Genomic DNA, 24,206 nt, shown 5'->3' on the forward strand with positions numbered 1-24,206 from the left:
CGTTCTATCCTTCATTTTTTGGGTGAGAAAGTGGGCTGCGGCGAGAAGCAGACAGATCCACATGTTTGTGTCGGGCGTAGAGTTTTGCGAGCTGGACGAGAATAAACAGCGCCAGGCCCGCCAGACAGAGTTGTAAAATAAAGCGCAGCGTAATGCCTTCATTGGCGAGATCGCTTGCCATCACGGTATAAATAACAATACCGGGTAGGGTCGTGAGTGCCGAAATAAGGGTATAAGGCCAGAAGGCGATTGTGGTTAATCCGTAAGCGTAATTTTGAATATTGTAAGGAAACAACGGGATTAAGCGGGTCAGAATAAGAAAATCAATACCGTTACGCGCAATGCCTTTTTCAATGGCCTGGAAGGTATGGCTATGGCCAACGTATTTCAGCAGTAAATCACGTCCCAGCCAGCGCGCCAGCAGGAATGAGCACGAGGAGGCCAGCGTGGCGGCAATTAATGATAGTAGTGTCCCTAAGAGCGGGCCAAAAACTATTCCTCCCGCGATCACCAGTATGCTTCCTGGTAACAGAAAGAGGGTGGCAATGATGAATAACAGAATATAGAGGCTATAGCCGAACAATCCGCTCTGGCGAATGAGTGTCTGTAAGTGGGGTAAATCGGTGAGCAGATCGAATAAACCGAAAGCGTGGATAGCGTAAATGACCAGCGCAAAAATAAGACAGGCTAAAAGAAATTTACGCTCAGCGTTCATCGTGGAGTTTCCTATATCAAACTTGATAATAGAGAAGTGGTCAGACAACTAAAAACGCAGTGACGGTATAACAAAGGACGGCAGGCAACAAATCATTACTGACAGTTTGTTGATTTTTCTCAAGGTTAATTCTCCTGACCCAGTTTGAGCCAGGAGATCAGCTAAATTAGCGGCGGAAGGTCGCCCAGACGGGGGCGTGATCGGACGGTTTTTCCATGCTGCGAATTTCATAGTCGATGCCGGTTTCTACGCAACATTCTGCCAGCGGTTGGCTGGCGAGCAGCAGGTCGATGCGCAGACCGCGATTATCGTCAAAACCTTTTGAGCGGTAATCAAACCATGAGAAACGATCTGCTGTTTGCGGATTCGCATGGCGGAAGGTATCGACCAACCCCCAGCTCATCAGCCTCTCCATCCATTCGCGTTCCTCCGGAAGGAAAGAACATTTTCCGGTACGCAGCCAGCGCTTACGGTTCTCTTCGCCAATGCCAATATCCAGGTCGCCAGGACTGATATTCATATCGCCCATAATCAGCACCGGATTTTCACGCTTGAGTTCGGTTTCCAGGTAGTTTTGCAGATTCTGATAAAACTGCGCCTTTGCCGGGAATTTTATCGGATGGTCGCGGCTTTCACCCTGCGGGAAGTAACCGTTGATCACGGTGACATTGCCCAGCGGCGAGGGGATTTCCGCCATAATAATCCGCCGTTGCGCTTCTTCGTCGTCACCAGGAAAGCCGCGACGCACGGCAATCGGCGTCTCTTTGGTCAGCAGCGCCACGCCATAATGGCCTTTCTGCCCGTGATAAAACACGTTGTAGCCGAGCTTCGCCACCTCTTCGAGCGGAAACATATCGTCATGAACTTTTGTCTCCTGCAGGCCAATCACATCCGGTTGGTGCTTTTCGACGATGGCTTCAAGCTGGTGAGGTCTGGCGCGCAGGCCGTTGATATTAAAAGAGACAAATTTCATAGTCGCTGCCATTTATTCAGATAAAGAGTGCGTGGATGGTAGCAGAATTTCGCTTTGCTTACCGCCTGTTGTTAAGTGATTTGATCGATGGTTGTTAATGATGTCAACGATGGCGCAAAAAATGCCCGCTTTTGGTGCGCGTTGCGTCAGAATGGCGCAGTAATTTCCAGTAAATTTCGTCAATGATCACAATTCCAGAATTATATTTTACTTCTGCATAACATTGCGTTTTTTATTCTTTTTATTCACCCACATCGCAAACGTATTCACTTTATATGCACTTTAAATGCATATGATGTGGTTATAACTGCTTGATTTCCAGTTAGCCTCCGCCGTTTATGCACTTTTATCACTGGCTGGCACGAACCCTGCAATCTACATTTACAGCGCAAACATTACTCATTATTAACATATAAATAACGAATTATTTACTGTAGAGGTCGCTATGTCTCAGCCAATTACGCGTGAAAACTTTGATGAATGGATGATACCTGTTTACGCTCCGGCACCGTTTATACCGGTACGTGGCGAAGGTTCACGCTTGTGGGATCAGCAGGGGAAAGAGTATATCGACTTCGCGGGTGGCATTGCGGTGAACGCGCTGGGCCATGCGCATCCGGAACTGCGTGAGGCGCTGAACGAACAGGCGAGTAAGTTCTGGCATACCGGCAACGGTTACACCAACGAGCCGGTACTGCGACTGGCGAAAAAATTGATCGACGCCACGTTTGCCGATCGCGTCTTCTTTTGTAACTCCGGTGCGGAAGCCAACGAAGCGGCACTAAAACTGGCGCGTAAATTCGCTCACGACCGCTACGGCAGCCATAAGAGCGGCATCGTGGCGTTCAAAAATGCGTTTCATGGTCGCACGCTGTTTACTGTCAGTGCGGGTGGGCAGCCAGCCTATTCACAGGATTTTGCGCCACTGCCGCCGGATATTCGTCATGCTGCATATAACGATATTAACTCTGCCAGTGCGCTGATTGACGACGCCACCTGTGCGGTGATTGTCGAACCCATCCAGGGGGAAGGCGGTGTGGTGCCAGCCAGCAACGCATTTTTACAAGGTCTGCGTGAATTGTGTGACCGCCACAATGCGTTGCTGATCTTTGATGAAGTACAAACCGGTGTCGGGCGCACCGGGGAACTGTATGCCTGTATGCACTACGGCGTGACGCCTGATCTGTTAACTACCGCCAAAGCGCTGGGCGGCGGTTTCCCGGTTGGTGCGTTGTTGGCAACCGAAGAGTGCGCCAGCGTGATGACCGTTGGCACTCACGGCACCACCTATGGCGGCAATCCGCTGGCCTCGGCGGTGGCAGGCAAAGTGCTGGATCTCATCAACACGCCAGAGATGCTTAACGGGGTTAAACAGCGTCACGACTGGTTTGTTGAGCGTCTAAATTCCATTAATCACCACTACAGTTTGTTCAGTGAAGTTCGCGGCTTAGGTCTTTTGATTGGCTGTGTACTGAATGCCGATTACGCCGGGCAAGCGAAACAGATCTCTCAGGAAGCGGTGAAAGCAGGCGTGATGGTGCTGATTGCGGGTGGCAACGTGGTGCGCTTTGCGCCTGCGCTCAATGTCAGCGAAGAAGAGGTGACGACCGGACTGGATCGCTTTGCAGCTGCTTGCGAACACTTTGTTAGCCGAGGTTCATCATGATGGTCATTCGTCCCGTTGAGCGCTCAGATGTCTCGGCGCTGATGCAGCTTGCCAGCAAAACGGGCGGCGGCCTGACGTCGCTTCCCGCCAATGAAGCCACGCTTTCGGTGCGTATTGAAAGGGCAATCAAAACCTGGCAAGGCGAACTGCCCAAAAGTGAGCAGGGTTATGTGTTTGTACTGGAAGATAGTGAGACAGGCACTGTGGCGGGGATTTGCGCCATTGAGGTGGCGGTTGGGCTGAACGATCCCTGGTACAACTATCGCGTCGGCACGCTGGTTCACGCTTCGAAAGAGCTGAATGTCTATAACGCATTGCCGACGCTGTTTCTCAGTAACGATCACACCGGCAGCAGCGAGCTGTGCACGCTGTTTCTCGACCCGAAGTGGCGCAAAGAGGGCAACGGCTATTTGCTGTCGAAATCGCGCTTTATGTTTATGGCGGCTTTTCGCGACAAGTTTAATGACAAAGTGGTCGCCGAAATGCGCGGGGTGATTGACGAACACGGCTATTCACCGTTCTGGCAAAGCCTCGGTAAACGCTTCTTTTCGATGGATTTTAGCCGCGCTGATTTTCTCTGCGGCACCGGGCAAAAGGCATTTATTGCAGAACTGATGCCGAAACATCCGATCTATACCTACTTTTTATCCCAGGAAGCCCAGGACGTCATCGGTCAGGTACATCCGCAAACCGCGCCTGCCCGTGCGGTGCTGGAGAAAGAAGGTTTTCGCTACCGTAACTATATCGACATCTTTGACGGCGGGCCGACACTTGAATGTGATATCGACCGCGTGCGCGCCATCCGTAAAAGTCGGCTGGTGGAAGTGGCCGAAGGGCAGCCTGCGCAGGGCGATTTTCCGGCCTGCCTGGTCGCCAATGAAAATTATCACCATTTCCGCGTGGTGCTGGTGCGTACCGATCCAGCGACCGAGCGTTTGATTTTAACCGCCGCACAACTGGATGTCCTCAAATGCCACGCAGGGGATCGCGTTCGTCTGGTGCGCCTGTGCGCAGAGGAGAAAACAGCATGACTTTATGGATCAACGGTGACTGGGTAACGGGCCAGGGCGCATTGCGTGTGAAGCGTAATCCGGTATCGGGCGAGGTGTTATGGCAGGGCAATGATGCCGATGCCGCTCAGGTCGGGCAGGCTTGTCGGGCTGCCCGTGCGGCGTTTCCGCGCTGGGCTCGGCTCTCATTTGGCGATCGTCAGGTAAGAGTTGAACGCTTTGCTGGATTGCTGGAAAGCAATAAAGCCGAATTAACCGCGATTATTGCCAGAGAAACCGGCAAGCCGCGCTGGGAAGCGGCAACCGAAGTGACGGCGATGATCAATAAAATCGCGATATCAATTAAGGCGTATCACGTTCGTACCGGTGAGCAGCGTAGCGAAATGCCGGACGGCGCGGCGAGCCTGCGACATCGCCCGCACGGCGTGCTGGCGGTGTTTGGGCCGTATAATTTCCCTGGTCATTTGCCGAACGGACATATCGTTCCGGCATTGCTGGCAGGTAACACCATTATCTTTAAACCCAGCGAACTGACACCGTGGAGTGGCGACGCGGTAATGCGTTTATGGCAGCAGGCTGGCTTGCCGCCGGGCGTGCTGAACCTGGTGCAGGGCGGGCGTGAAACGGGTCAGGCGCTGAGTGCGCTGGAGGATCTCGACGGCTTGCTGTTTACCGGCAGCGCCAATACCGGCTACCAGCTGCATCGCCAGCTTTCCGGTCAGCCGGAGAAAATTCTCGCCCTTGAGATGGGCGGTAATAACCCGCTAATTATCGATGAGGTGGCGGATATCGATGCCGCTGTCCATCTGACCATTCAGTCGGCGTTTGTCACTGCCGGGCAACGCTGCACCTGCGCCCGCCGTTTATTTCTGAAAAGTGGAACGCAGGGCGATGCATTTCTTGCTCGCCTGGTTGCCGTCAGCCAGCGGTTAACGCCGGGCACTTGGGATGACGAACCGCAGCCATTTATTGGTGGGCTGATTTCTGAGCAGGCCGCACAGCAGGTGGTTACTGCCTGGCAGGAACTGGAGGCGATGGGCGGACGGACCCTGCTTGCGCCGCGCTTATTACAAGCAGGGACATCGTTGCTGACGCCGGGGATCATTGAAATGACAGGCGTTACTGGCTTGCCGGATGAAGAAGTGTTTGGGCCGTTATTGCGCGTCTGGCGTTATGACAATTTCGATGAAGCGATTCGAATGGCGAATAACACTCGCTTTGGCCTCTCTTGCGGTCTGGTTTCCCCCGAGCGGGAAAAATTCGATCAACTGTTGCTGGAGGCACGGGCGGGGATTGTTAACTGGAACAAACCGCTTACCGGTGCTGCCAGTACCGCGCCATTCGGCGGCATTGGCGCTTCCGGCAATCATCGCCCCAGCGCCTGGTATGCCGCAGATTATTGTGCCTGGCCGATGGCAAGTCTGGAGTCGGACTCGTTAACGTTGCCCGCAACGCTTAACCCCGGGCTGGATTTTTCCGATGAGGTGGTGCGATGAACGCCTGGGAAGTCAATTTCGACGGGCTGGTAGGGCTGACGCACCATTACGCGGGCCTGTCGTTTGGTAATGAAGCCTCTACCCGTCACCGTTTTCAGGTGTCTAACCCGCGACTGGCGGCAAAACAGGGCTTACTGAAAATGAAAAAACTTGCCGATGCGGGATTCCCCCAGGCCGTGATCCCGCCGCACGAGCGTCCGTTTATTCCGGTGCTGCGTCAGTTGGGATTCAGGGGTAGCGATGAGCAGGTACTGGAAAAAGTTGCACGCCAGGCACCGCACTGGCTTTCCAGCGTCAGTTCCGCTTCGCCAATGTGGGTAGCCAATGCGGCAACGATCGCGCCATCCGCCGATACGCTGGATGGCAAAGTGCATCTCACTGTTGCTAACCTGAACAATAAATTTCACCGTTCGCTGGAAGCCCCCGTCACCGAATCGCTGTTAAAAGCGATTTTTAACGACGAAGAGAAATTTAGCGTCCATTCGGCGTTGCCGCAGGTAGCCTTGCTCGGTGATGAGGGGGCGGCAAACCACAATCGTCTCGGCGGTCATTACGGTGAACCGGGTATGCAACTTTTTGTCTACGGGCGAGAAGAGGGCAATGATACCCGGCCTTCCCGTTATCCGGCGCGGCAGACCCGTGAAGCCAGCGAGGCGGTGGCAAGGCTGAATCAGGTGAATCCACAGCAGGTGATTTTCGCCCAGCAAAACCCCGACGTTATCGACCAGGGCGTTTTTCATAATGATGTGATTGCCGTGAGTAACCGCCAGGTGCTGTTTTGCCATCAACAGGCGTTCGCTCGCCAGTCACAGTTACTGGCAAACCTGCGTGCGCGGGTCAATGGTTTTATGGCGATAGAAGTTCCGGCGACTCAGGTTTTCGTGTCGGATGCGGTATCTACGTATCTGTTTAACAGCCAACTGCTGAGCCGCGATGATGGTTCCATGGTGTTGGTGCTGCCGCAGGAGTGTCGGGAACACGCCGGAGTATGGCGTTATCTCAACGAATTGCTTGCTGCTGACAACCCGATTAGCGAACTAAAAGTCTTTGATTTACGTGAAAGCATGGCGAATGGTGGTGGCCCGGCGTGCCTGCGGTTGCGCGTGGTGTTGACAGAAGAAGAACGCCGGGCGGTGAATCCGGCAGTGATGATGAACGATACGCTGTTTAATGCGCTCAATGACTGGGTGGATCGTTACTACCGCGATCGTCTTACTGCGGCGGATCTTGCCGATCCACAATTGCTGCGCGAAGGAAGGGAAGCGCTGGATACACTGACTCAATTATTGGATCTTGGTTCGGTTTATCCATTCCAGCGCGAGGGAGGGGGCAATGGATAATTTTCTTGCTCTAACCTTAACGGGTAAAAAACCGGTCATCACCGAGCGAGAAATCAACGGCGTTCGCTGGCGCTGGCTGGGCGATGGTGTGCTGGAACTGACGCCATTAACGCCACCGCAAGGCGTGCTGGTGATTTCAGCGGGGATCCACGGTAATGAGACGGCACCTGTGGAAATGCTGGACGCGTTGCTTGGCGCGATATCTCACGGTGAGATCCCGTTACGTTGGCGGTTACTGGTGATCCTCGGGAATCCTCCTGCGCTGAAGCAAGGGAAACGTTATTGCCATAGCGATATGAATCGAATGTTTGGCGGTCGTTGGCAACTGTTTGCTGAAAGCGGGGAAACCTGTCGGGCGCGCGAACTGGAGCAGTGCCTGGAAGATTTTTATGACCAGGGCAAAGAATCTGTGCGCTGGCACCTTGATCTACATACCGCAATTCGTGGCTCCTTGCATCCGCAGTTCGGTGTATTACCGCAACGCGACATTCCCTGGGACGAGAAATTTCTGACGTGGCTGGGTGCGGCGGGGCTGGAGGCGCTGGTGTTCCATCAGGAGCCTGGTGGTACGTTTACCCATTTCAGCGCCAGACATTTTGGCGCGCTGGCCTGTACGCTGGAACTTGGCAAAGCGTTGCCCTTTGGGCAAAACGATCTTCGCCAGTTTGCAGTAACTGCCAGCGCAATTGCTGCGCTGCTATCTGGTGAGAGTGTCGGTATCGTGAGAACACCGCCGCTCCGTTATCGGGTGGTTTCGCAAATTACTCGCCACTCGCCGTCCTTCGAAATGCATATGGCAAATGACACGCTGAATTTTATGCCGTTTGAGAAAGGAACATTGCTGGCGCAGGACGGGGAGGAACGTTTTACCGTAACCCATGATGTAGAGTATGTGTTATTCCCTAATCCGTTGGTAGCGTTGGGATTACGTGCGGGATTAATGCTCGAAAAAATAAGCTAATACTTACCCGCAGAAATCATTCTGCGGGTATTAAGTTGCTTTCTTATAAATTAATACAGATTAATCCTGGTTATTTGCTTTATTTATCACCAGTCATCCGGTATAGTTCTTCATAATCTCTGCAAAATCATCGTGTTGTAATATTCTCTCATCACTCTCCATCAAATTTTCTTTTTTTCTCCATAATTGGCGCAAAAGTGTTTTTTACACTTTCATTGTTTTACCGTTGCTCTGATTAATTGACGCTAAAGTCAGTAAAGTTAATCTCGTCAACACGGCACGCTACTTAAGAAAGCCGTAATAAATAACTGAAAGGAAGGATATAGAATATGCGTAAATTAACTGCACTGTTTGTTGCCTCTACCCTGGCTCTTGGCGCGGCTAACCTGGCCCATGCCGCAGACACCACTACCGCAGCACCGGCTGACGCGAAGCCGATGATGCACCATAAAGGCAAGTTCGGTCCGCATGAGGACATGATGTTCAAAGACCTGAACCTGACCGACGCGCAGAAACAGCAGATCCGCGAAATCATCAAAGGCCAGCGTGACCAGATGAAACGTCCGCCGCTGGAAGAACGCCGCGCAATGCATGACATCATTGCCAGCGATACCTTCGATAAAGCAAAAGCTGAAGCGCAGATCGCAAAAATGGAAGAACAGCGCAAAGCTAACATGCTGGCGCACATGGAAACCCAGAACAAGATTTACAACATCCTGACGCCGGAACAGAAAAAGCAATTTAATGCTAATTTTGAGAAGCGTCTGACAGAACGTCCAGCGGCAAAAGGTAAAATGCCTGCAACTGCTGAATAATCTTTCAGCCAAAAAACGTAAGACCGCCGGTCTTGTCCACTACCTTGCAGTAATGCGGTGGACAGGATCGGCGGTTTTCTTTTCTCTTCTCAAACAGATGCAAAAAAAGCCTGATCGCCACTAACGTAAATCACCCGAGTTGCCGATAACCATCCACGGTTACCTGAACGATAACAATGAAAAGAACGGGCCGGGAGCGGGTATGGAATACTTTGATATGCGTAAAATGTCGGTGAATCTGTGGCGAAACGCTGCCGGTGAAACGCGCGAAATTTGCACTTTCCCACCGGCAAAACGTGATTTTTACTGGCGTGCCAGCATTACATCCATCGCGGCGAATGGGGAGTTTTCTTTGTTTCCCGGTATGGAAAGGATAGTGACGTTGCTGGAAGGCGGCGAGATGTTCCTTGAAAGCGCAGACCGCTTTAACCATACCTTAAAACCGTTACAACCTTTTTCCTTTGCAGCGGACCTGGTGGTAAAAGCGAAACTGACGGCAGGGCAGATGTCGATGGATTTCAACATCATGACACGCCTGGATGTCTGTAAGGCGAAAGTCAGAATTGCCGAACGTACGTTTACTACCTTTGGTTCACGCGGCGGGGTGGTGTTTGTAATAAACGGGGCGTGGCAATTGGGCGACAAACTGCTCACTACCGACCAGGGCGCGTGCTGGTTCGATGGCAGGCACACCCTGCGGCTTTTGCAACCGCAAGGTAAACTGTTGTTCAGTGAAATCAACTGGCTTGCTGGTCATTCACCGGATCAAGTTCAGTAATTTCATAGTTACCGGAAAGCAGCGGCTTACAAAGAATTTTATAACCGTCGTGATCAAACCCGGCGGGTGCCCGAATTAACGTTGTCGCTTCTTTCAGCGAATTAACCGCCCCCAGCCACAGCCAGTTTTGAATAATATGATATTGAGTCATTTCCGGGTGCTGTTCTTTCAGCGCTACCGCACCTTTCCACGGCCAACAAACGACTCGTAAACGTTCCAGAGACTGGCGCAAACGTAGCGCATGATCGTCATGGCTCTCTTTACCGCAGCATGCTCCGGCGCAACGTTTTAGCGCTGAACGAAAACATGCACGACCGCGACTTAACGGCTCCAGTCCCAACAGGCCATAACAAAGTTTTTGTTCATCAGCGATGGTCTGTAATGCTTGCAAAGCTGCGCGCCTATTGGCAAACAGGCCAAACAGGTTGGGGGCTCGTGAAAAATCCACCTCTTTGGCATACACCACATCGACGCGCTTTTCATTTAATTGCAGGGCACAGAGCTGGCGATTGCGCCGCAAGCGTTTATTAAACAGTGGCTGTTGTTCTTTGATTAATCGCGCTTCAAGGAGCAGAGCGCCGATTTCACCGGCGGTACATATCCAGCTGATGCGTCGGGATTGCCGTAGCATGGCGGCTTCATCCGGGGTACGTAAATGAGAAAGGACGCGGCTGCGGATGTTAATGCTTTTGCCGATATAGAGCGGCATGGTGTCACTTTCGCCATGAAACAGATACACCCCAGGTCGGGTGGGTAAGTCATTAAGGAATGAACGTAAATGTTCGGGATATTCATAAATTGCCGCAGCTTCAAATTCGAGCCGCGGAGAAGTTAAACGCCGTACCACTGTTGACTCCGAATGCTGGTTATCTATCCAGTGTAACAGGCGGGGAGCGATTAAAAAAGAGGCGGGTCGATGACAAAGGTTACACCGTTTGACGTGCTACGCCTGTCAGGCCTATTCGACTCCTGCAATGTATTGAATTTGCATAGTTTTGTAGGTCGAGTAAGGCGTTCACGCCGCATCCGGCGTGAACAAAGTACTCTTTTTCGCACAAACCAATATGTGCAAATTATTACTTTTTCCAGAAATCATCGAAAACGGTAATTGGCGGACGGCGTTTATGTTCGGTTTTCAGATACCAGTTCTCTATTGTTCTGGCGACCTGTTCAGGTACGTTTTTCCCTTCCAGATAGTCGTCGATATTGTCATAGGTCACGCCGAGTGCCACTTCATCCGGCAGAGAAGGGCGATCATCTTCAAGATCGGCCGTTGGCGCTTTCTTATAAAGGTGTTCCGGGCAACCTAATGCCGCCAGTAACTGTTTACCCTGACGTTTGTTGAGACGATACAGCGGATTAATGTCCGTACCGCCGTCACCATATTTAGTGAAGAATCCGGTAATAGCTTCTGCAGCATGATCGGTGCCCACCACGACACCGCTGGTCATACCCGCAATGCTATATTGTGCTTTCATCCGCTCACGCGCTTTTTCATTGCCACGGACAAAATCGCTCAGTTCAATGCCTGCTTCCCGCAATGCCTGCTCGCTGGCGAGTACCGCGCCCTTGATATTAACGGTTAATACGCGATCCGGTTGAATAAAGGCGATGGCATCCTGGCAATCTTGTTCGTCGGCCTGGACACCATAGGGCAGGCGTACGGCAATAAATTGCAGTGATTCGTTGCCGGTTTCCTGGCGCAGCTCATTAATCGCCATCTGGCACAGCTTACCGGCAAGCGTGGAGTCCTGACCACCGCTGATCCCGAGCACCAGTGATTTAATGAACGGATAAGTTTGCAGGTAGCTTTTCAGAAAATCGATACTACGACGAATTTCCTCTTCAGCATTAATCTGCGGTTTTGCGCCCAGCACCTTTATTATTTGTTGTTGCAATGTCATTGAACCCCTCCAGACAGAAAAGACAAAACTTCCTTAAAGCTAACCCGTTGCTACTGAAACGACAAGCGACAGCGGGCTGAATGGTGGTTAAAACGTCATACAGGAATCCTCTGAAAGCGGAGCCGTTTCGTTCACGGGCTTGAAAAAGCGCCCAATGTATTCCAGGCTTATCTAACACGCTGATAAACAAGAGGACGGAATATGAACAAGAATATGGCAGGAATTCTGAGTGCAGCGGCGGTATTAACCATGCTGGCGGGTTGTACGGCTTATGATCGTACCAAAGACCAGTTTGTACAGCCTGTGGTGAAAGACGTCAAAAAAGGCATGAGCCGGGCGCAGGTTGCACAAATTGCGGGTAAACCTTCGTCTGAAGTGAGCATGATCCATGCTCGTGGTACTTGCCAGACCTACATCCTGGGTCAACGTGATGGTAAAGCAGAAACCTACTTTGTCGCGTTAGATGATACCGGACATGTCATCAACTCCGGTTATCAGACCTGTGCTGAATACGACACTGATCCACAGGCTACGAAGTAATCACTTCGCCTGAAAGCTTGAGTAACAACGGAAACCGGCCATTGCGCCGGTTTTTTTTGGCCTGTGTTCTTAATTATCTTCGCGAATTATTTGCCCGAAATGTGAAGAGGGTCATAACCACAGGTCAAGGAGAGACAATTTATAAGGTCAAAGAAATACTATTGCTCAGGCCTATACCGTATACTCCTTTCAGCCACAAAAAAAGTCATGTTGGTTTCGCAAGTTACCCAGAGCATGGAAGCAGGTTAAGGCTTGCGGAGTGTCTGGCTGACAGATAATCGTCGATGAGGGCAGTTTTATGGAAAAGAAACACATTTATCTGTTTTGTTCTGCGGGCATGTCTACCTCTTTACTGGTATCAAAAATGCGCGCACAGGCAGAAAAATATGAAGTTCCGGTCATTATTGAAGCATTTCCGGAAACACTGGCTGGTGAAAAAGGTCAGAATGCCGATGTCGTGTTATTAGGGCCGCAGATTGCTTATATGTTGCCCGAAATCCAGCGTTTGTTACCCAACAAACCGGTTGAAGTAATTGACTCGCTGCTTTATGGCAAAGTCGATGGTTTAGGCGTGCTTAAGGCTGCGGTTGCAGCGATTAAAAAAGCCGCAGCAAATTAATTTATTTTAAATTTTCCCGTCAAAGAGTTATTTCATAAATCAATACCGCAATATTTAAATTGCGGTTTTAAAGGGTATTTTTCTATGAGTAATGTTATTGCATCGCTTGAAAAGGTACTCCTCCCTTTTGCAGTTAAAATAGGAAAGCAGCCACACGTTAATGCAATCAAAAATGGCTTTATTCGCTTAATGCCGTTAACCCTTGCGGGGGCCATGTTTGTATTAATTAACAACGTTTTTCTAAGCTTTGGGGAGGGGTCGTTTTTTTATTCCTTAGGTATTCGCCTGGATGCCTCAACCATTGAAACACTTAATGGTCTGAAAGGTATTGGCGGCAACGTATATAACGGAACATTAGGGATAATGTCTTTAATGGCCCCGTTCTTTATTGGCATGGCGCTGGCAGAAGAGCGTAAAGTCGATGCGCTGGCGGCCGGGTTGTTATCCGTTGCAGCATTTATGACCGTCACCCCATATAGTGTCGGTGAGGCCTATGCGGTTGGCGCAAACTGGTTAGGTGGGGCGAATATCATCTCCGGGATTATTATTGGCCTGGTGGTGGCAGAAATGTTTACCTTTATTGTTCATCGTAACTGGGTCATTAAGTTACCTGATAGCGTTCCGACATCGGTTTCGCGCTCTTTCTCAGCATTAATTCCCGGTTTTATTATTCTTTCCGTGATGGGGATTATTGCCTGGGCGTTGAATACCTGGGGCACCAACTTCCATCAGATCATTATGGATACCATCTCAACCCCACTGGCATCGTTGGGTAGCGTGGTAGGCTGGGCCTATGTGATCTTTGTTCCACTGCTCTGGTTCTTCGGTATTCATGGCGCGCTGGCGCTGACCGCACTGGACAACGGCATTATGACGCCGTGGGCGCTGGAAAATATCGCGACCTATCAGCAATATGGTTCCGTCGAAGCGGCGCTGGCAGCCGGTAAGACCTTCCATATCTGGGCCAAGCCGATGCTGGACTCCTTTATTTTCCTTGGTGGCAGTGGTGCGACTTTAGGCCTGATCCTGGCTATCTTTATCGCTTCTCGCCGTGCTGATTATCGTCAGGTGGCAAAACTGGCGCTGCCGTCCGGCATCTTCCAGATTAACGAACCGATTCTGTTTGGTCTGCCAATTATCATGAACCCGGTGATGTTTATCCCGTTTGTACTGGTACAACCGATTCTGGCGGCAATCACCCTGGCAGCGTACTACATGGGCATTATTCCACCGGTGACCAATATTGCACCGTGGACCATGCCAACCGGTCTGGGAGCCTTCTTTAACACCAACGGTAGCGTCGCCGCATTGCTGGTCGCACTCTTCAACCTTGGTATCGCAACGTTAATTTATCTGCCCTTTGTTGTGGTCGCTAACAAAGCACAAAACGCGATTGATAAAGAAGAGAGCGAAGAAGATATCGCCAACGCCCTGAAATTTTAATTGATGCCGGTACGGGTAATCGTGCCGGTAAGAATAGAGAGGAACGATGTATGATGGATCTCGATAATATTCCCGATACGCAAACGGAAGCTGAAGAGCTGGAAGAAGTGGTGATGGGGCTTATCATCAACTCCGGACAAGCGCGTAGCCTGGCGTATGCGGCACTGAAACAGGCGAAGCAGGGCGATTTTGCCGCAGCAAAAACCATGATGGATCAGTCACGGATGGCATTGAATGAAGCGCATCTGGTACAGACGAAACTGATTGAAGGCGATGCTGGCGAAGGTAAGATGAAAGTGAGTCTGGTGCTAGTCCACGCTCAGGATCATTTAATGACGTCCATGCTTGCGCGTGAACTGATTACTGAATTAATTGAGCTTCATGAAAAACTGAAGGCATAAGGAGTCGATGATGCAGCCAGTGATTAACGCGCCGGAAATTGCCACTGCCCGAGAACAGCAGTTGTTTAATGGCAAAAACTTCCATGTGTTTATCTACAATAAAACTGAGAGTATCAGCGGACTGCATCAGCACGACTATTATGAATTTACTCTGGTATTAACCGGGCGTTATTTCCAGGAGATTAACGGTAAGCGCGTGTTACTGGAACGGGGCGATTTTGTTTTTATTCCGTTAGGTTCGCACCATCAAAGTTTTTATGAATTTGGTGCCACGCGTATATTGAACGTTGGGATCAGTAAACGCTTTTTTGAGCAGCATTACCTGCCGTTGTTGCCTTATTGCTTTGTAGCTTCGCAGGTATACCGGACCAATAACGCGTTTCTCACCTATGTGGAAACAGTGATTTCTTCATTGAATTTCCGCGAAACAGGGCTGGAAGAGTTTGTTGAGATGGTTACTTTTTATGTCATTAACCGTTTACGTCATTACCGCGAAGAACAGGTGATTGATGATATACCGCAGTGGCTGAAAAGTACGGTAGAAAAGATGCATGATAAAGAGCAGTTTAGTGAATCGGCGCTGGAGAATATGGTGACGTTGTCAGCCAAATCACAGGAATATTTGACGCGAGCGACTCAACGATACTATGGTAAAACGCCAATGCAGATTATTAATGAAATCCGTATTAATTTTGCCAAAAAACAACTGGAAATGACCAACTATTCAGTGACGGATATTGCGTTTGGGGCCGGTTATAGTAGCCCGAGCTTGTTTATTAAAACGTTTAAGAAATTAACATCCTTTACGCCTAAGAGCTATCGTAAGAAATTGACTGAATTTAATCAGTAAGTCGTTATACCTGACAATTCACATATCTGTCCTGTTGCTGGATTATTTATGTCCGGGGGGCAGATATGCCAGATATCAGTATTCTGTACTGAAGGGAGAAATTATGAGCCAGAAATTAAAAGTCGTCACTATTGGTGGCGGGAGCAGCTATACCCCGGAGTTACTGGAAGGATTTATTAAGCGTTATCACGAATTGCCGGTCAGCGAATTATGGCTGGTGGATGTCGAAGGTGGTAAAGCGAAACTGGATATTATTTTTGATCTCTGCCAACGGATGATTGATAACGCTGGCGTCCCGATGAAGCTTTATAAAACGCTGGATCGCCGCGAAGCATTGAAAGATGCTGATTTCGTTACTACCCAACTGCGCGTTGGCCAATTACCGGCGCGCGAATTGGATGAACGTATTCCATTAAGTCATGGTTATCTTGGTCAGGAAACTAACGGCGCGGGCGGTCTGTTTAAAGGTCTGCGTACCATTCCGGTGATTTTTGACATCGTAAAAGATGTCGAAGAACTATGTCCGAATGCATGGGTGATTAACTTCACTAACCCGGCGGGAATGGTCACTGAAGCCGTTTATCGTCATACCGGATTTAAACGCTTTATCGGCGTGTGTAATATTCCGATCGGCATGAAGATGTTTATTCGCGATGTTCTGATGCTGAAAGACAGCGATGATTTATCTATCGATCTGTTCGGCCTCAACCATATGGTGTTCATTAAGGATGTGCTGGTAAATGGCAAATCACGCTTTGCCGAATTGCTTGATGGTGTGGCATCCGGGCAGTTAAAAGCATCTGGCGTTAAAAATATTTTCGATCTGCCATTTAGCGAAGGCTTAATTCGTTCTCTGAATCTGTTGCCGTGTTCTTATTTGCTTTATTACTTCAAGCAAAAAGAGATGCTGGCTATTGAAATGGGCGAATACTACAAAGGCGGCGCACGAGCGCAGGTCGTACAGAAAGTCGAGAAACAACTTTTTGAGCTATATAAAAACCCGGAGTTGAACGTTAAGCCGAAAGAACTGGAACAGCGCGGTGGGGCTTATTATTCTGATGCTGCGTGCGAAGTGATCAACGCTATCTATAACGACAAGCAAGCAGAACATTACGTTAATATCCCGCATCATGGGCATATTGATAATATTCCGGCAGACTGGGCGGTAGAAATGACCTGTACGCTGGGGCGCGATGGCGCGACGCCACATCCGCGCATTACGCATTTCGATGATAAAGTGATGGGGCTGATTCACACCATCAAAGGCTTCGAGATTGCTGCCAGCAACGCCGCACTTAGTGGAGAATTTAACGATGTCTTACTGGCGCTAAACCTTAGTCCGTTGGTGCATTCCGATCGCGATGCTGAGCTGCTGGCACGCGAGATGATTCTGGCGCACGAGAAATGGCTGCCAAATTTTGCCGACTGCATCGCAGAGCTTAAAAAAGCACATTAACCGAGGCTGATTATGGAACGCTTACTGATTGTTAATGCCGATGATTTTGGCTTAAGCAAAGGTCAGAACTACGGCATTATCGAGGCCTGTCGCAATGGGATTGTCACGTCGACGACGGCGCTGGTGAATGGGCAGGCTATTGACCATGCGGTGCAGTTGAGCCGTGATGAACCGAGTCTGGCCATAGGGATGCACTTTGTCCTTACTATGGGCAAGCCTCTGACAGCTATGCCGGGGTTAACCCGCGATGGTGTGCTGGGAAAATGGATCTGGCAGTTGGCAGAAGAAGGTGCTTTACCGCTGGAAGAAATTACTCAGGAGCTCGCCAGTCAGTATTTGCGTTTCATTGAGCTATTTGGACGCAAACCTACGCATCTTGATAGCCATCATCATGTGCATATGTTCCCGCAGATTTTCCCGATTGTGGCAAAGTTTGCGGCTGAAGAGGGGATTGCGTTGCGCATCGACCGTCAGCCGTTATCTAACGATGGTGATTTACCGGCTAATCTGCGCAGTTCGCAGGGATTCAGTAGCGCGTTTTATGGTGAAGAGATTAGCGAGACACTGTTCCTGCAAGTGCTTGATGATTCCAGCCATCGCGGGGAACGCTCGTTGGAAGTTATGTGCCATCCGGCGTTTGTCGATAATACGATTCGCCAGAGTGCTTATTGCTTCCCTCGGTTAACGGAACTGGATGTGCTGACTTCAGCGTCGTTGAAATATGCGATTGCTGAGCGTGGTTATCTGTTGGGTAGTTATCATGATGTGTAAGTAAGGTGGTAAGGTCACTCCCCAGGGGCGTGACCTTATCCATATTTACGCCGGGATTTTGTCAATCTTAGGAATGCGTGACCACACGCGGTGTGCTGTCATCAGCGTTAACAGTTCATCCATAAAACTACCATCGGCGCTGTCAGCTTCCGCAATCCCTTCTTCACCCTGGTCAGCGACCTTGATTGTTGCTTTAAACTTGCGCGCGTCTCCTGCCAGCGCAATCGGTTTAAGGTGTTTGTAGGCTTCCATCAGATAGTAGTTGGCATCGCCGTTGTCAGCGATATCCGCAATATTGCCGCAAGGGACAATGACTGCATCGACCGTCAGCGAAGGCGCACCGGCAAAGGTAGCAGCTATAGGCAACACCGTACCGTCATCCGCAGTCACTTCCCCCATTCGGGAGTAGAGCAGTTTGGCATGAACGCCTTTGGCCTTCAGCGCCTTGAGAATGGCCAGAAGGTCTGCCGATCTCACTTCATCATTAAGCAAAATTGCTACCACGCGACCTTTCACATCACCGTCAGGAATGGAGTACAGACTTAAGGATGGATCCTTTTTCAGACCGTTGACGTCCGGAGGTGGGGTGATATTCAGCTGGTCATCAGTCAGTTCGATACCGAGATTTTTCGCCACCGCCTGGGCCAGAGTGAGATCAATATGCGCCAGCTGGTCAACAACGCGCTCACGAATATACGGACGAACTACTTTGCTTAACTCAAAACTGAAACCATCGACAATATGGCGCTGCTCGAATGGCGTCTGACTTAGCCAGAACAGACGCGGATGGGAATAATATTCGCCAAACGATGGACTGCGCTCGCGAACTTTATTTCCTTCCACGCGTTCCTGGTATGATTCAAAACCGCCGCGTTTCGGCCCCGGCGGTGTTTCGCGCGGCCAGTTATCGTTGATCGAGTTCGGTTCGTAATTCGCCGGGTTAGTGTCGATCCCCATACGATGCATGCCGTCACGCTGGAAATTATGGTAAGGGCAGGTCGGGCGGTTAATCGGAATTTCATGGAAATTCGGCCCACCAAGACGACTGATTTGTGTATCGGTATAAGAGAACAAACGCCCCTGCAATAACGGGTCGTTGGTGAAATCCAGACCGGGGACAATATGCCCTGGATGGAAAGCCACCTGTTCGTTTTCAGCAAAGAAGTTATCCGGATTACGATTGAGCACCATTTTGCCGACACGCTGAACAGGCACCAATTCTTCCGGGATAAGTTTGGTTGGATCGAGAAGATCGAAGTCGAACTTGAATTCGTCTTCTTCAGGAATCAACTGGAAGCCCAGTTCGTATTCAGGAAAATCGCCTGCTTCAATCGCTTCCCACAACTCGCGGCGGTGGAAGTCCGGGTCACGTCCGGTTAGTTTTTGTGCTTCATCCCAAACGAGTGAGGCTTTACCTGCCAGTGGTTTCCAGTGGAAACGTACGAACGTTGCCTTCCCTTCGGCATTAATCAGGCGGAAGGTATGAATACCGAAGCCTTCCATAGTGCGGTAACTGCGCGGGATACCGCGATCCGACATTGCCCACATCACGTTGTGCAGAGTTTCAGGTTGCAGAGAAACATAATCCCAGAAAGTATCGTGGGCGCTTTGCCCTTGTGGAATTGCCCAGTGCGGTTCTGGTTTTACCGCATGAACAAAATCGGGGAATTTATGCGCATCCTGGATAAAGAAGATTGGCGTGTTATTGCCAACGAGGTCAAAAATACCCTCTTCAGTATAGAACTTGGTGGCAAAGCCACGGATATCACGTACGGTATCGGCAGAGCCAGCGCCGCCCTGAACGGTAGAGAACCTAACAAATACTGGGGTGATTTTGTTCGTATCTGAGAGGAAATCCGCTTTGGTGATATCGCTTAAGCTTTTATATGGCTGGAAATAACCGTGAGCTGCTGATCCGCGTGCATGAACAATACGTTCCGGGATGCGCTCATGGTCAAAGTGAGTGATTTTCTCGCGCAGAATAAAATCTTCCAGCAGAGTTGGACCACGGCTACCGGCACGCAGTGAGTTTTGATCGTCGGCGATGCGCACGCCCTGATTAGTGGTCAGCGCATAATTTTCACTGCCTTTGCGTACGTCTTCCAGAGAATTAAGTTTTTCGTTACGCGTATCAGGGGCTTTCAGGCTCCCTGGGGCGGTAGGTTGTGCACCAGGCGGTGTTGGTTCAGCCGCTGGACGATGAGATCCGTCTTCAGGTGCCAGTGAGTCCATCCCCGGTTTCGCTTCGCTGGAATCGTGTAGTGGTGACTGGTGCTGATGTGGGTTCTTTTCGTTATGTTGCGACATTGAACTCGTCTCCTTAAATTATTACTGAAAGGGCCGCTGTTTTGGTCAAAAACCCCTCTAACTATAGACCACCAGTCAGATCCCGCTCCGGAAACTATTCTGGAAACGGTGTTATGAAATACACGCAAAGCAGGACGTACAGGGGCTAAATCGGCTAAACTACAGTTTTTCTGATTTTTAATATGCGTTTAGTGAAGCCAGTAATGAAGAAACCGCTCCGTCAGCAAAACCGCCAGATTATTAGCTATGTCCCACGCACGGAACCCGCGCCGCCAGAACATGCGATAAAGATGGATTCGTTTCGTGATGTCTGGATGCTGCGTGGCAAATATGTTGCGTTTGTACTGATGGGGGAGTCATTTCTGCGCTCACCGGCGTTTACTGTGCCTGAATCCGCCCAGCGTTGGGCAAATCAGATTCGTCAGGAAAATGAGGTCGAAGAATAAAAAAACACCTGTCGGGATGACAGGCGTTTAACGTAACAAATCAGAATTAACGGTGTGCCAGTTCGGCGTCGTCTTCGCTATCCAGAATGGCTTTATCGGTTTGCTTCAGCCACTGGCTGGTCAGCGTGCCAGCGGTCATTGAGCCACTAACGTTTAGCGCCGTACGACCCATGTCGATAAGCGGTTCAACGGAGATTAACAATGCCAGCAGCGTTACCGGCAGGCCCATCGCAGGCAGCACAATCAGTGCGGCGAAAGTTGCACCACCACCGACACCGGCAACGCCTGCGGAACTAACGGTGACAATACCGACCAGCGTCGCAATCCACATCGGGTCCAGTGGGTTAATGCCCACCGTAGGCGCAACCATCACCGCCAGCATTGCCGGATACAAACCGGCACAACCGTTCTGACCAATGGTCGCACCGAAAGAGGCGGCGAAACTGGCGATGGATTCAGGAACACCCAGACGACGCGTTTGTGCTTCCACATTCAGTGGGATAGACGCAGCACTGGAACGGCTGGTAAAGGCAAACGTCAGTACTGGCCATACCTTACGGAAGTACTTCAGCGGGCTCACGCCATTAATGCCCAGCAGAAGGCCATGCACTGCAAACATAATCAGCAGACCGAGGTAGGACGCAACAACGAAACTTCCCAGTTTGATGATGTCTTGCAGGTTAGAACCTGCAACCACTTTGGTCATCAGCGCCAGAACACCGTAAGGGGTCAACTGCATGACCAGGCGAACCAGTTTCATCACCCAGCTTTGCAGGGTATCGATAGCGGTTAAGACGCGTTCACCTTTCGGCGCATCATCCTTCAGCAGCTTCAGCGCAGCTACGCCGAGGAATGCGGCAAAAATTACCACGCTGATAATTGACGTCGGATTGGCTCCGGTCAGATCGGCAAACGGGTTTTTCGGGATAAAGGACAAGACCAGCTGCGGAACGCTCAGGTCAGAGACTTTACCAACATAGTTACTTTCGATGGCGTTCAGACGTGCAGTTTCTGCACCACCCTGAACCAGACCTTCAGCCGTCAAACCAAACAGGTTGGTGACCAGCACACCGACCAGCGCTGCAATCAGCGTGGTAAACAAAAGCGTACCGATGGTTAGAAAACTGATTTTGCCTAACTGAGATGCGTTATGCAGACGGGCAACCGCGCTCAGAATAGAGGCGAAGACTAGCGGCATAACGATCATTTGCAGCAGTTGAACATAGCCGTTACCAACAATGTTAAACCACTGTACAGAATCTTTAAGTACCTGGCTGTCAGAACCATAAATGGTATGCAGGGCAAGGCCAAAAACCACACCCATCACAAGACCCACCAGCACTTTTTTCGCCAGACTCCACTGTTTGTGGCGGGTTTGAGCCAGCGCAAACAGCAGTACAACGAACACCACGATGTTCGCAATTAATGGAAAGTTCATCCCCGTTCTCCTGATCTTATTATTTCTATCACTGCGTAGCAGTCATAGTGTTGGCGCAAGATTAACAGAACTGTGAGCTGGCTCTTATATTCAAATGGAATTGCTTATTCCAGAAAGGCGATTTTTGCCTTTTTAGTATTCAACCTGATGCTTAATAAGCCGATGAAACTGGATCTGTAAGGTATTGATCATTTGCGATGACCAACGAACAGCGCTGTTTTCGGGTAATGAATGGGGCATCCATACCGACCAGACAAATAATGCCATGCAGATAAAACGTTCCAGTTGGTTGCCCTTTTGGGGAACCAGGATAGGCAAGCGGAAACGCCAGCGGCATGGCCAGAGCAGGGGAACACCGGCGGGTGTCAGCATATCGGCAAGTATGTGGCTCAAATAACCCAGCACCATACCCTGCAACGCATCAGCCGGAATGAACCAGCTTTCAGGAACCTTAAGGTAAAAGGTTGCCAGCAGCGCAAATACCGCCAGCAGACTGTGGGTAAAACCACGATGCCCAAAAGCGCGGGCGATCGGTTTTGATATCCACTTTAATCGCTGCCCAAGAAACGACTTTGGGTGATCGATGTCCGGTAACAAACACGTCAGGATTGCGGAAGGGACAATATGCCACCAGTCACCCTGTGCCAGCACGGGCGTCAGCTCGGCATTTTTGGCAAATACCGCACAAGCAATAGAAAAGAGAAGGTGACCTTCCGCCGTCATGATAAAACTCACTAAACTGTCGATACGTACAGTATAGGGTTTTTATACAGTGCACGGAAGTGGTGACGGTGTAACTCTTTCTCTTAAATTGGCGATTAATCCGTCAGTTGAATGCAAATTCAGATAAAGAACCAGGGGCAGTGCGATCACTGCCCCCTGGTCATTAACCGAGAAGGTCTTTTGCGGTGAGTTCTGTCAGCGATGAGAGTTTGACGTTTGCTAATACAAAACGTGGATCATTTTGCGCTTCTGGCGCAGGAACGACGATGGAACGCATGCTGGCTGCTTTAGAGGCGATCATGCCATTTACCGAATCTTCCAGTGCCACGCAGGTCAGAGGGTCAACCCCCAGTTTTGCTGCGCAGTCGAGATATACTTGCGGATGCGGCTTGCTGTAAGGCAATTTTTCAGCCGAGGCGAGGGCATCGAAACTGTCGCGTAAATCAAACATGGTCAATACTTTTTCCAGCATATGCAGCGGTGACGCGGAGGCCAGCCCCACCAATAAACCTTGTTCTTTGCATAACGCAACGGCTTCACGCACACCTGGCAATAATGGACGTGTCTCTTCAACCAGTGAAATGGCACGGGCAATAACTTGTTCTACTACTTCCTGACGGCTTGGCCCATTCCATGGTTGCCGGGCGTACCAAAGATCGACCACCATATCGATGCGTAAACCTAAGGTGTCCGGCAGCTCGTTACGACGGGAGATATCCACCCCCAAGCTTGCCATCACATCCAGTTCGGCTCGATCCCATAAAGGTTCTGAGTCGATAAGTAATCCATCCATATCAAAAATTGCAGCAAGAATCTGACGCGGGGTTGACATTACAACCTCTCCTTTAGAGCATTATATGTAAGGTATTAAGCCGTGCTTATGATTAAGCGCCTATCATATCGCCTTTAAAGAATGGGCGAAAACAGATATCTACAGGTAAACTAAGTGAAACGACGCGTCTTAATCAAGGAGAACTCATGACGTATCAACAAGCTGGACGCATTGCTGTTTTGAAAAGGATTTTGGGTTGGGTGATTTTTATACCTGCATTGATCTCTACATTGATTTCTTTGCTGAAATTTATGAATACCCGGCAGGAAAACCAGGAAGGCATTAATGCGGTCATGCTCGACTTTACTCATGTCATGGTCGATATGATGCAGGCGAATACGCCTTTTTTGAATGTGTTCTGGTACAACTCTCCGACGCCAAATTTTAATGGTGGCGTGAACGTTATGTTCTGGGTGATTTTCATCCTGATTTTTGTCGGACTGGCGTTGCAGGATTCCGGAGCCCGGATGAGTCGCCAGGCGCGCTTCTTGCGGGAAGGTGTTGAAGATCAACTCATTCTGGAAAAAGCCAAAGGGGAAGAGGGGCTAACGCGTGAACAAATTGAGTCACGTATTGTTGTTCCGCACCATACTATTTTCCTGCAGTTTTTCTCGCTGTATATCCTGCCGCTTATTTGTATTGCTGCAGGTTATGTGTTCTTTTCTCTGCTTGGGTTTATTTAATCAAAAGGCCGCACGGAGCGGCCATTATCCTCAACCCAT

24 protein-coding genes are annotated in these 24,206 nt (G+C 50.1%); 16 read left to right on the plus strand and 8 right to left on the minus strand.

The genetic code is table 11. From position 1 onward, the window contains the following. Window positions 1-4 precede the first annotated feature (4 nt). On the minus strand, window positions 5-715 hold the full coding sequence (ydjX, locus tag EAS44_RS11980) for a TVP38/TMEM64 family protein (RefSeq protein WP_001304313.1): 711 nt from the start codon (window positions 713-715) through the stop codon (window positions 5-7). Between the two features lie 166 nt (window positions 716-881). After that, the gene (xthA, locus tag EAS44_RS11985) at window positions 882-1,688 is read right to left on the minus strand and encodes an exodeoxyribonuclease III (RefSeq protein WP_000673927.1); all 807 of its coding nucleotides are present in this window, start codon (window positions 1,686-1,688) and stop codon (window positions 882-884) included. Between the two features lie 445 nt (window positions 1,689-2,133). Between xthA and astC the strand changes: the two genes are divergently transcribed. The 7 genes from astC (at window position 2,134) to ves (ending at window position 9,754) form a co-directional block, all read left to right on the plus strand. Beyond that, on the plus strand, window positions 2,134-3,354 hold the full coding sequence (gene astC / locus EAS44_RS11990) for a succinylornithine/acetylornithine transaminase (protein ID WP_000081990.1): 1,221 nt from the start codon (window positions 2,134-2,136) through the stop codon (window positions 3,352-3,354). Next, window positions 3,351-4,385 (plus strand): arginine N-succinyltransferase, encoded by a 1,035-nt coding sequence (gene astA / locus EAS44_RS11995; RefSeq protein ID WP_000989442.1) that lies wholly within the window; start codon window positions 3,351-3,353, stop codon window positions 4,383-4,385. Before astC ends, astA begins: the two co-directional genes overlap by 4 nt. Continuing rightward, window positions 4,382-5,860, plus strand: coding sequence for a succinylglutamate-semialdehyde dehydrogenase (astD, locus tag EAS44_RS12000; protein ID WP_000177323.1), 1,479 nt, complete (start codon window positions 4,382-4,384; stop codon window positions 5,858-5,860). The genes astA and astD overlap by 4 nt, the downstream gene beginning before the upstream one ends. After that, on the plus strand, window positions 5,857-7,200 hold the full coding sequence (astB, locus tag EAS44_RS12005; protein WP_000994978.1) for an N-succinylarginine dihydrolase: 1,344 nt from the start codon (window positions 5,857-5,859) through the stop codon (window positions 7,198-7,200). The genes astD and astB overlap by 4 nt, the downstream gene beginning before the upstream one ends. After that, a complete protein-coding gene (gene astE / locus EAS44_RS12010; RefSeq protein WP_000368521.1) occupies window positions 7,193-8,161 on the plus strand; it encodes a succinylglutamate desuccinylase in 969 nt (322 codons plus the stop codon). Before astB ends, astE begins: the two co-directional genes overlap by 8 nt. Window positions 8,162-8,490: 329 nt before the next feature. Continuing rightward, complete coding sequence (gene spy / locus EAS44_RS12015) at window positions 8,491-8,976, plus strand: ATP-independent periplasmic protein-refolding chaperone Spy (protein ID WP_001228971.1); 486 nt, start codon at window positions 8,491-8,493, stop codon at window positions 8,974-8,976. A 202-nt stretch (window positions 8,977-9,178) separates the two neighbouring features. Continuing rightward, window positions 9,179-9,754 (plus strand): environmental stress-induced protein Ves, encoded by a 576-nt coding sequence (gene ves, locus EAS44_RS12020; RefSeq protein WP_000455604.1) that lies wholly within the window; start codon window positions 9,179-9,181, stop codon window positions 9,752-9,754. Here ves and cho read toward each other — a convergent pair. Together cho and nadE are read right to left on the minus strand one after the other, a co-directional pair. After that, window positions 9,714-10,601 carry an excinuclease Cho gene (cho, locus tag EAS44_RS12025; protein ID WP_000252363.1) on the minus strand — a complete coding sequence of 296 codons (888 nt, stop codon included), beginning with the start codon at window positions 10,599-10,601 and terminating at the stop codon, window positions 9,714-9,716. The two genes, ves and cho, sit on opposite strands and share 41 nt — an antisense overlap. Window positions 10,602-10,830: 229 nt before the next feature. Then, entirely contained in the window at window positions 10,831-11,658 is an 828-nt protein-coding gene (gene nadE / locus EAS44_RS12030; protein ID WP_000175056.1) for an ammonia-dependent NAD(+) synthetase, read from the minus strand. A 201-nt stretch (window positions 11,659-11,859) separates the two neighbouring features. Between nadE and osmE the strand changes: the two genes are divergently transcribed. From osmE to chbG, 7 genes are all read left to right on the plus strand, one after another. Next, window positions 11,860-12,198 (plus strand): osmotically-inducible lipoprotein OsmE, encoded by a 339-nt coding sequence (osmE, locus tag EAS44_RS12035; protein ID WP_001039046.1) that lies wholly within the window; start codon window positions 11,860-11,862, stop codon window positions 12,196-12,198. 298 nt (window positions 12,199-12,496) lie between these two features. Further along, window positions 12,497-12,817, plus strand: coding sequence for a PTS N,N'-diacetylchitobiose transporter subunit IIB (gene chbB / locus EAS44_RS12045; protein ID WP_000412169.1), 321 nt, complete (start codon window positions 12,497-12,499; stop codon window positions 12,815-12,817). A gap of 84 nt (window positions 12,818-12,901) precedes the next feature. Further along, the gene (gene chbC, locus EAS44_RS12050; protein WP_000073030.1) at window positions 12,902-14,260 is read left to right on the plus strand and encodes a PTS N,N'-diacetylchitobiose transporter subunit IIC; all 1,359 of its coding nucleotides are present in this window, start codon (window positions 12,902-12,904) and stop codon (window positions 14,258-14,260) included. 50 nt (window positions 14,261-14,310) lie between these two features. Then, window positions 14,311-14,661 (plus strand): PTS N,N'-diacetylchitobiose transporter subunit IIA, encoded by a 351-nt coding sequence (gene chbA / locus EAS44_RS12055; RefSeq protein ID WP_000968925.1) that lies wholly within the window; start codon window positions 14,311-14,313, stop codon window positions 14,659-14,661. 7 nt (window positions 14,662-14,668) lie between these two features. Continuing rightward, the gene (gene chbR, locus EAS44_RS12060; protein ID WP_000983642.1) at window positions 14,669-15,511 is read left to right on the plus strand and encodes a transcriptional regulator ChbR; all 843 of its coding nucleotides are present in this window, start codon (window positions 14,669-14,671) and stop codon (window positions 15,509-15,511) included. A 103-nt stretch (window positions 15,512-15,614) separates the two neighbouring features. Next, window positions 15,615-16,967 carry a 6-phospho-beta-glucosidase gene (celF, locus tag EAS44_RS12065; protein WP_000078750.1) on the plus strand — a complete coding sequence of 451 codons (1,353 nt, stop codon included), beginning with the start codon at window positions 15,615-15,617 and terminating at the stop codon, window positions 16,965-16,967. A gap of 12 nt (window positions 16,968-16,979) precedes the next feature. Further along, the gene (chbG, locus tag EAS44_RS12070) at window positions 16,980-17,738 is read left to right on the plus strand and encodes a chitin disaccharide deacetylase (RefSeq protein ID WP_000440473.1); all 759 of its coding nucleotides are present in this window, start codon (window positions 16,980-16,982) and stop codon (window positions 17,736-17,738) included. A 45-nt stretch (window positions 17,739-17,783) separates the two neighbouring features. Here chbG and katE read toward each other — a convergent pair whose 3' ends face one another. Continuing rightward, window positions 17,784-20,045 (minus strand): catalase HPII, encoded by a 2,262-nt coding sequence (katE, locus tag EAS44_RS12075; RefSeq protein ID WP_000077882.1) that lies wholly within the window; start codon window positions 20,043-20,045, stop codon window positions 17,784-17,786. A 182-nt stretch (window positions 20,046-20,227) separates the two neighbouring features. Between katE and cedA the strand changes: the two genes are divergently transcribed. Then, window positions 20,228-20,491: a cell division activator CedA gene (cedA, locus tag EAS44_RS12080; RefSeq protein WP_001241562.1), complete on the plus strand. Its 264-nt coding sequence runs from the start codon at window positions 20,228-20,230 to the stop codon at window positions 20,489-20,491. Between the two features lie 46 nt (window positions 20,492-20,537). Here the strand turns inward: cedA and tcyP are convergent, their stop codons facing one another. The 3 genes from tcyP to hxpB all read right to left on the minus strand — a co-directional run bounded on the left by tcyP (window position 20,538) and on the right by hxpB (window position 23,484). After that, window positions 20,538-21,929 (minus strand): cystine/sulfocysteine:cation symporter, encoded by a 1,392-nt coding sequence (tcyP, locus tag EAS44_RS12085; RefSeq protein ID WP_001010713.1) that lies wholly within the window; start codon window positions 21,927-21,929, stop codon window positions 20,538-20,540. A 132-nt stretch (window positions 21,930-22,061) separates the two neighbouring features. Continuing rightward, complete coding sequence (gene ydjM / locus EAS44_RS12090) at window positions 22,062-22,652, minus strand: metal-dependent hydrolase (protein WP_001295408.1); 591 nt, start codon at window positions 22,650-22,652, stop codon at window positions 22,062-22,064. Window positions 22,653-22,815: 163 nt separating this feature from the next. Then, complete coding sequence (hxpB, locus tag EAS44_RS12095) at window positions 22,816-23,484, minus strand: hexitol phosphatase HxpB (RefSeq protein ID WP_000106823.1); 669 nt, start codon at window positions 23,482-23,484, stop codon at window positions 22,816-22,818. A 146-nt stretch (window positions 23,485-23,630) separates the two neighbouring features. Between hxpB and yniB the strand changes: the two genes are divergently transcribed. Beyond that, window positions 23,631-24,167 (plus strand): YniB family protein, encoded by a 537-nt coding sequence (yniB, locus tag EAS44_RS12100; RefSeq protein WP_000222180.1) that lies wholly within the window; start codon window positions 23,631-23,633, stop codon window positions 24,165-24,167. Window positions 24,168-24,206: the final 39 nt, after the last annotated feature.

This window comes from Escherichia coli DSM 30083 = JCM 1649 = ATCC 11775 (assembly GCF_003697165.2).
Classification (GTDB): Bacteria; Pseudomonadota; Gammaproteobacteria; order Enterobacterales; family Enterobacteriaceae; genus Escherichia; species Escherichia coli.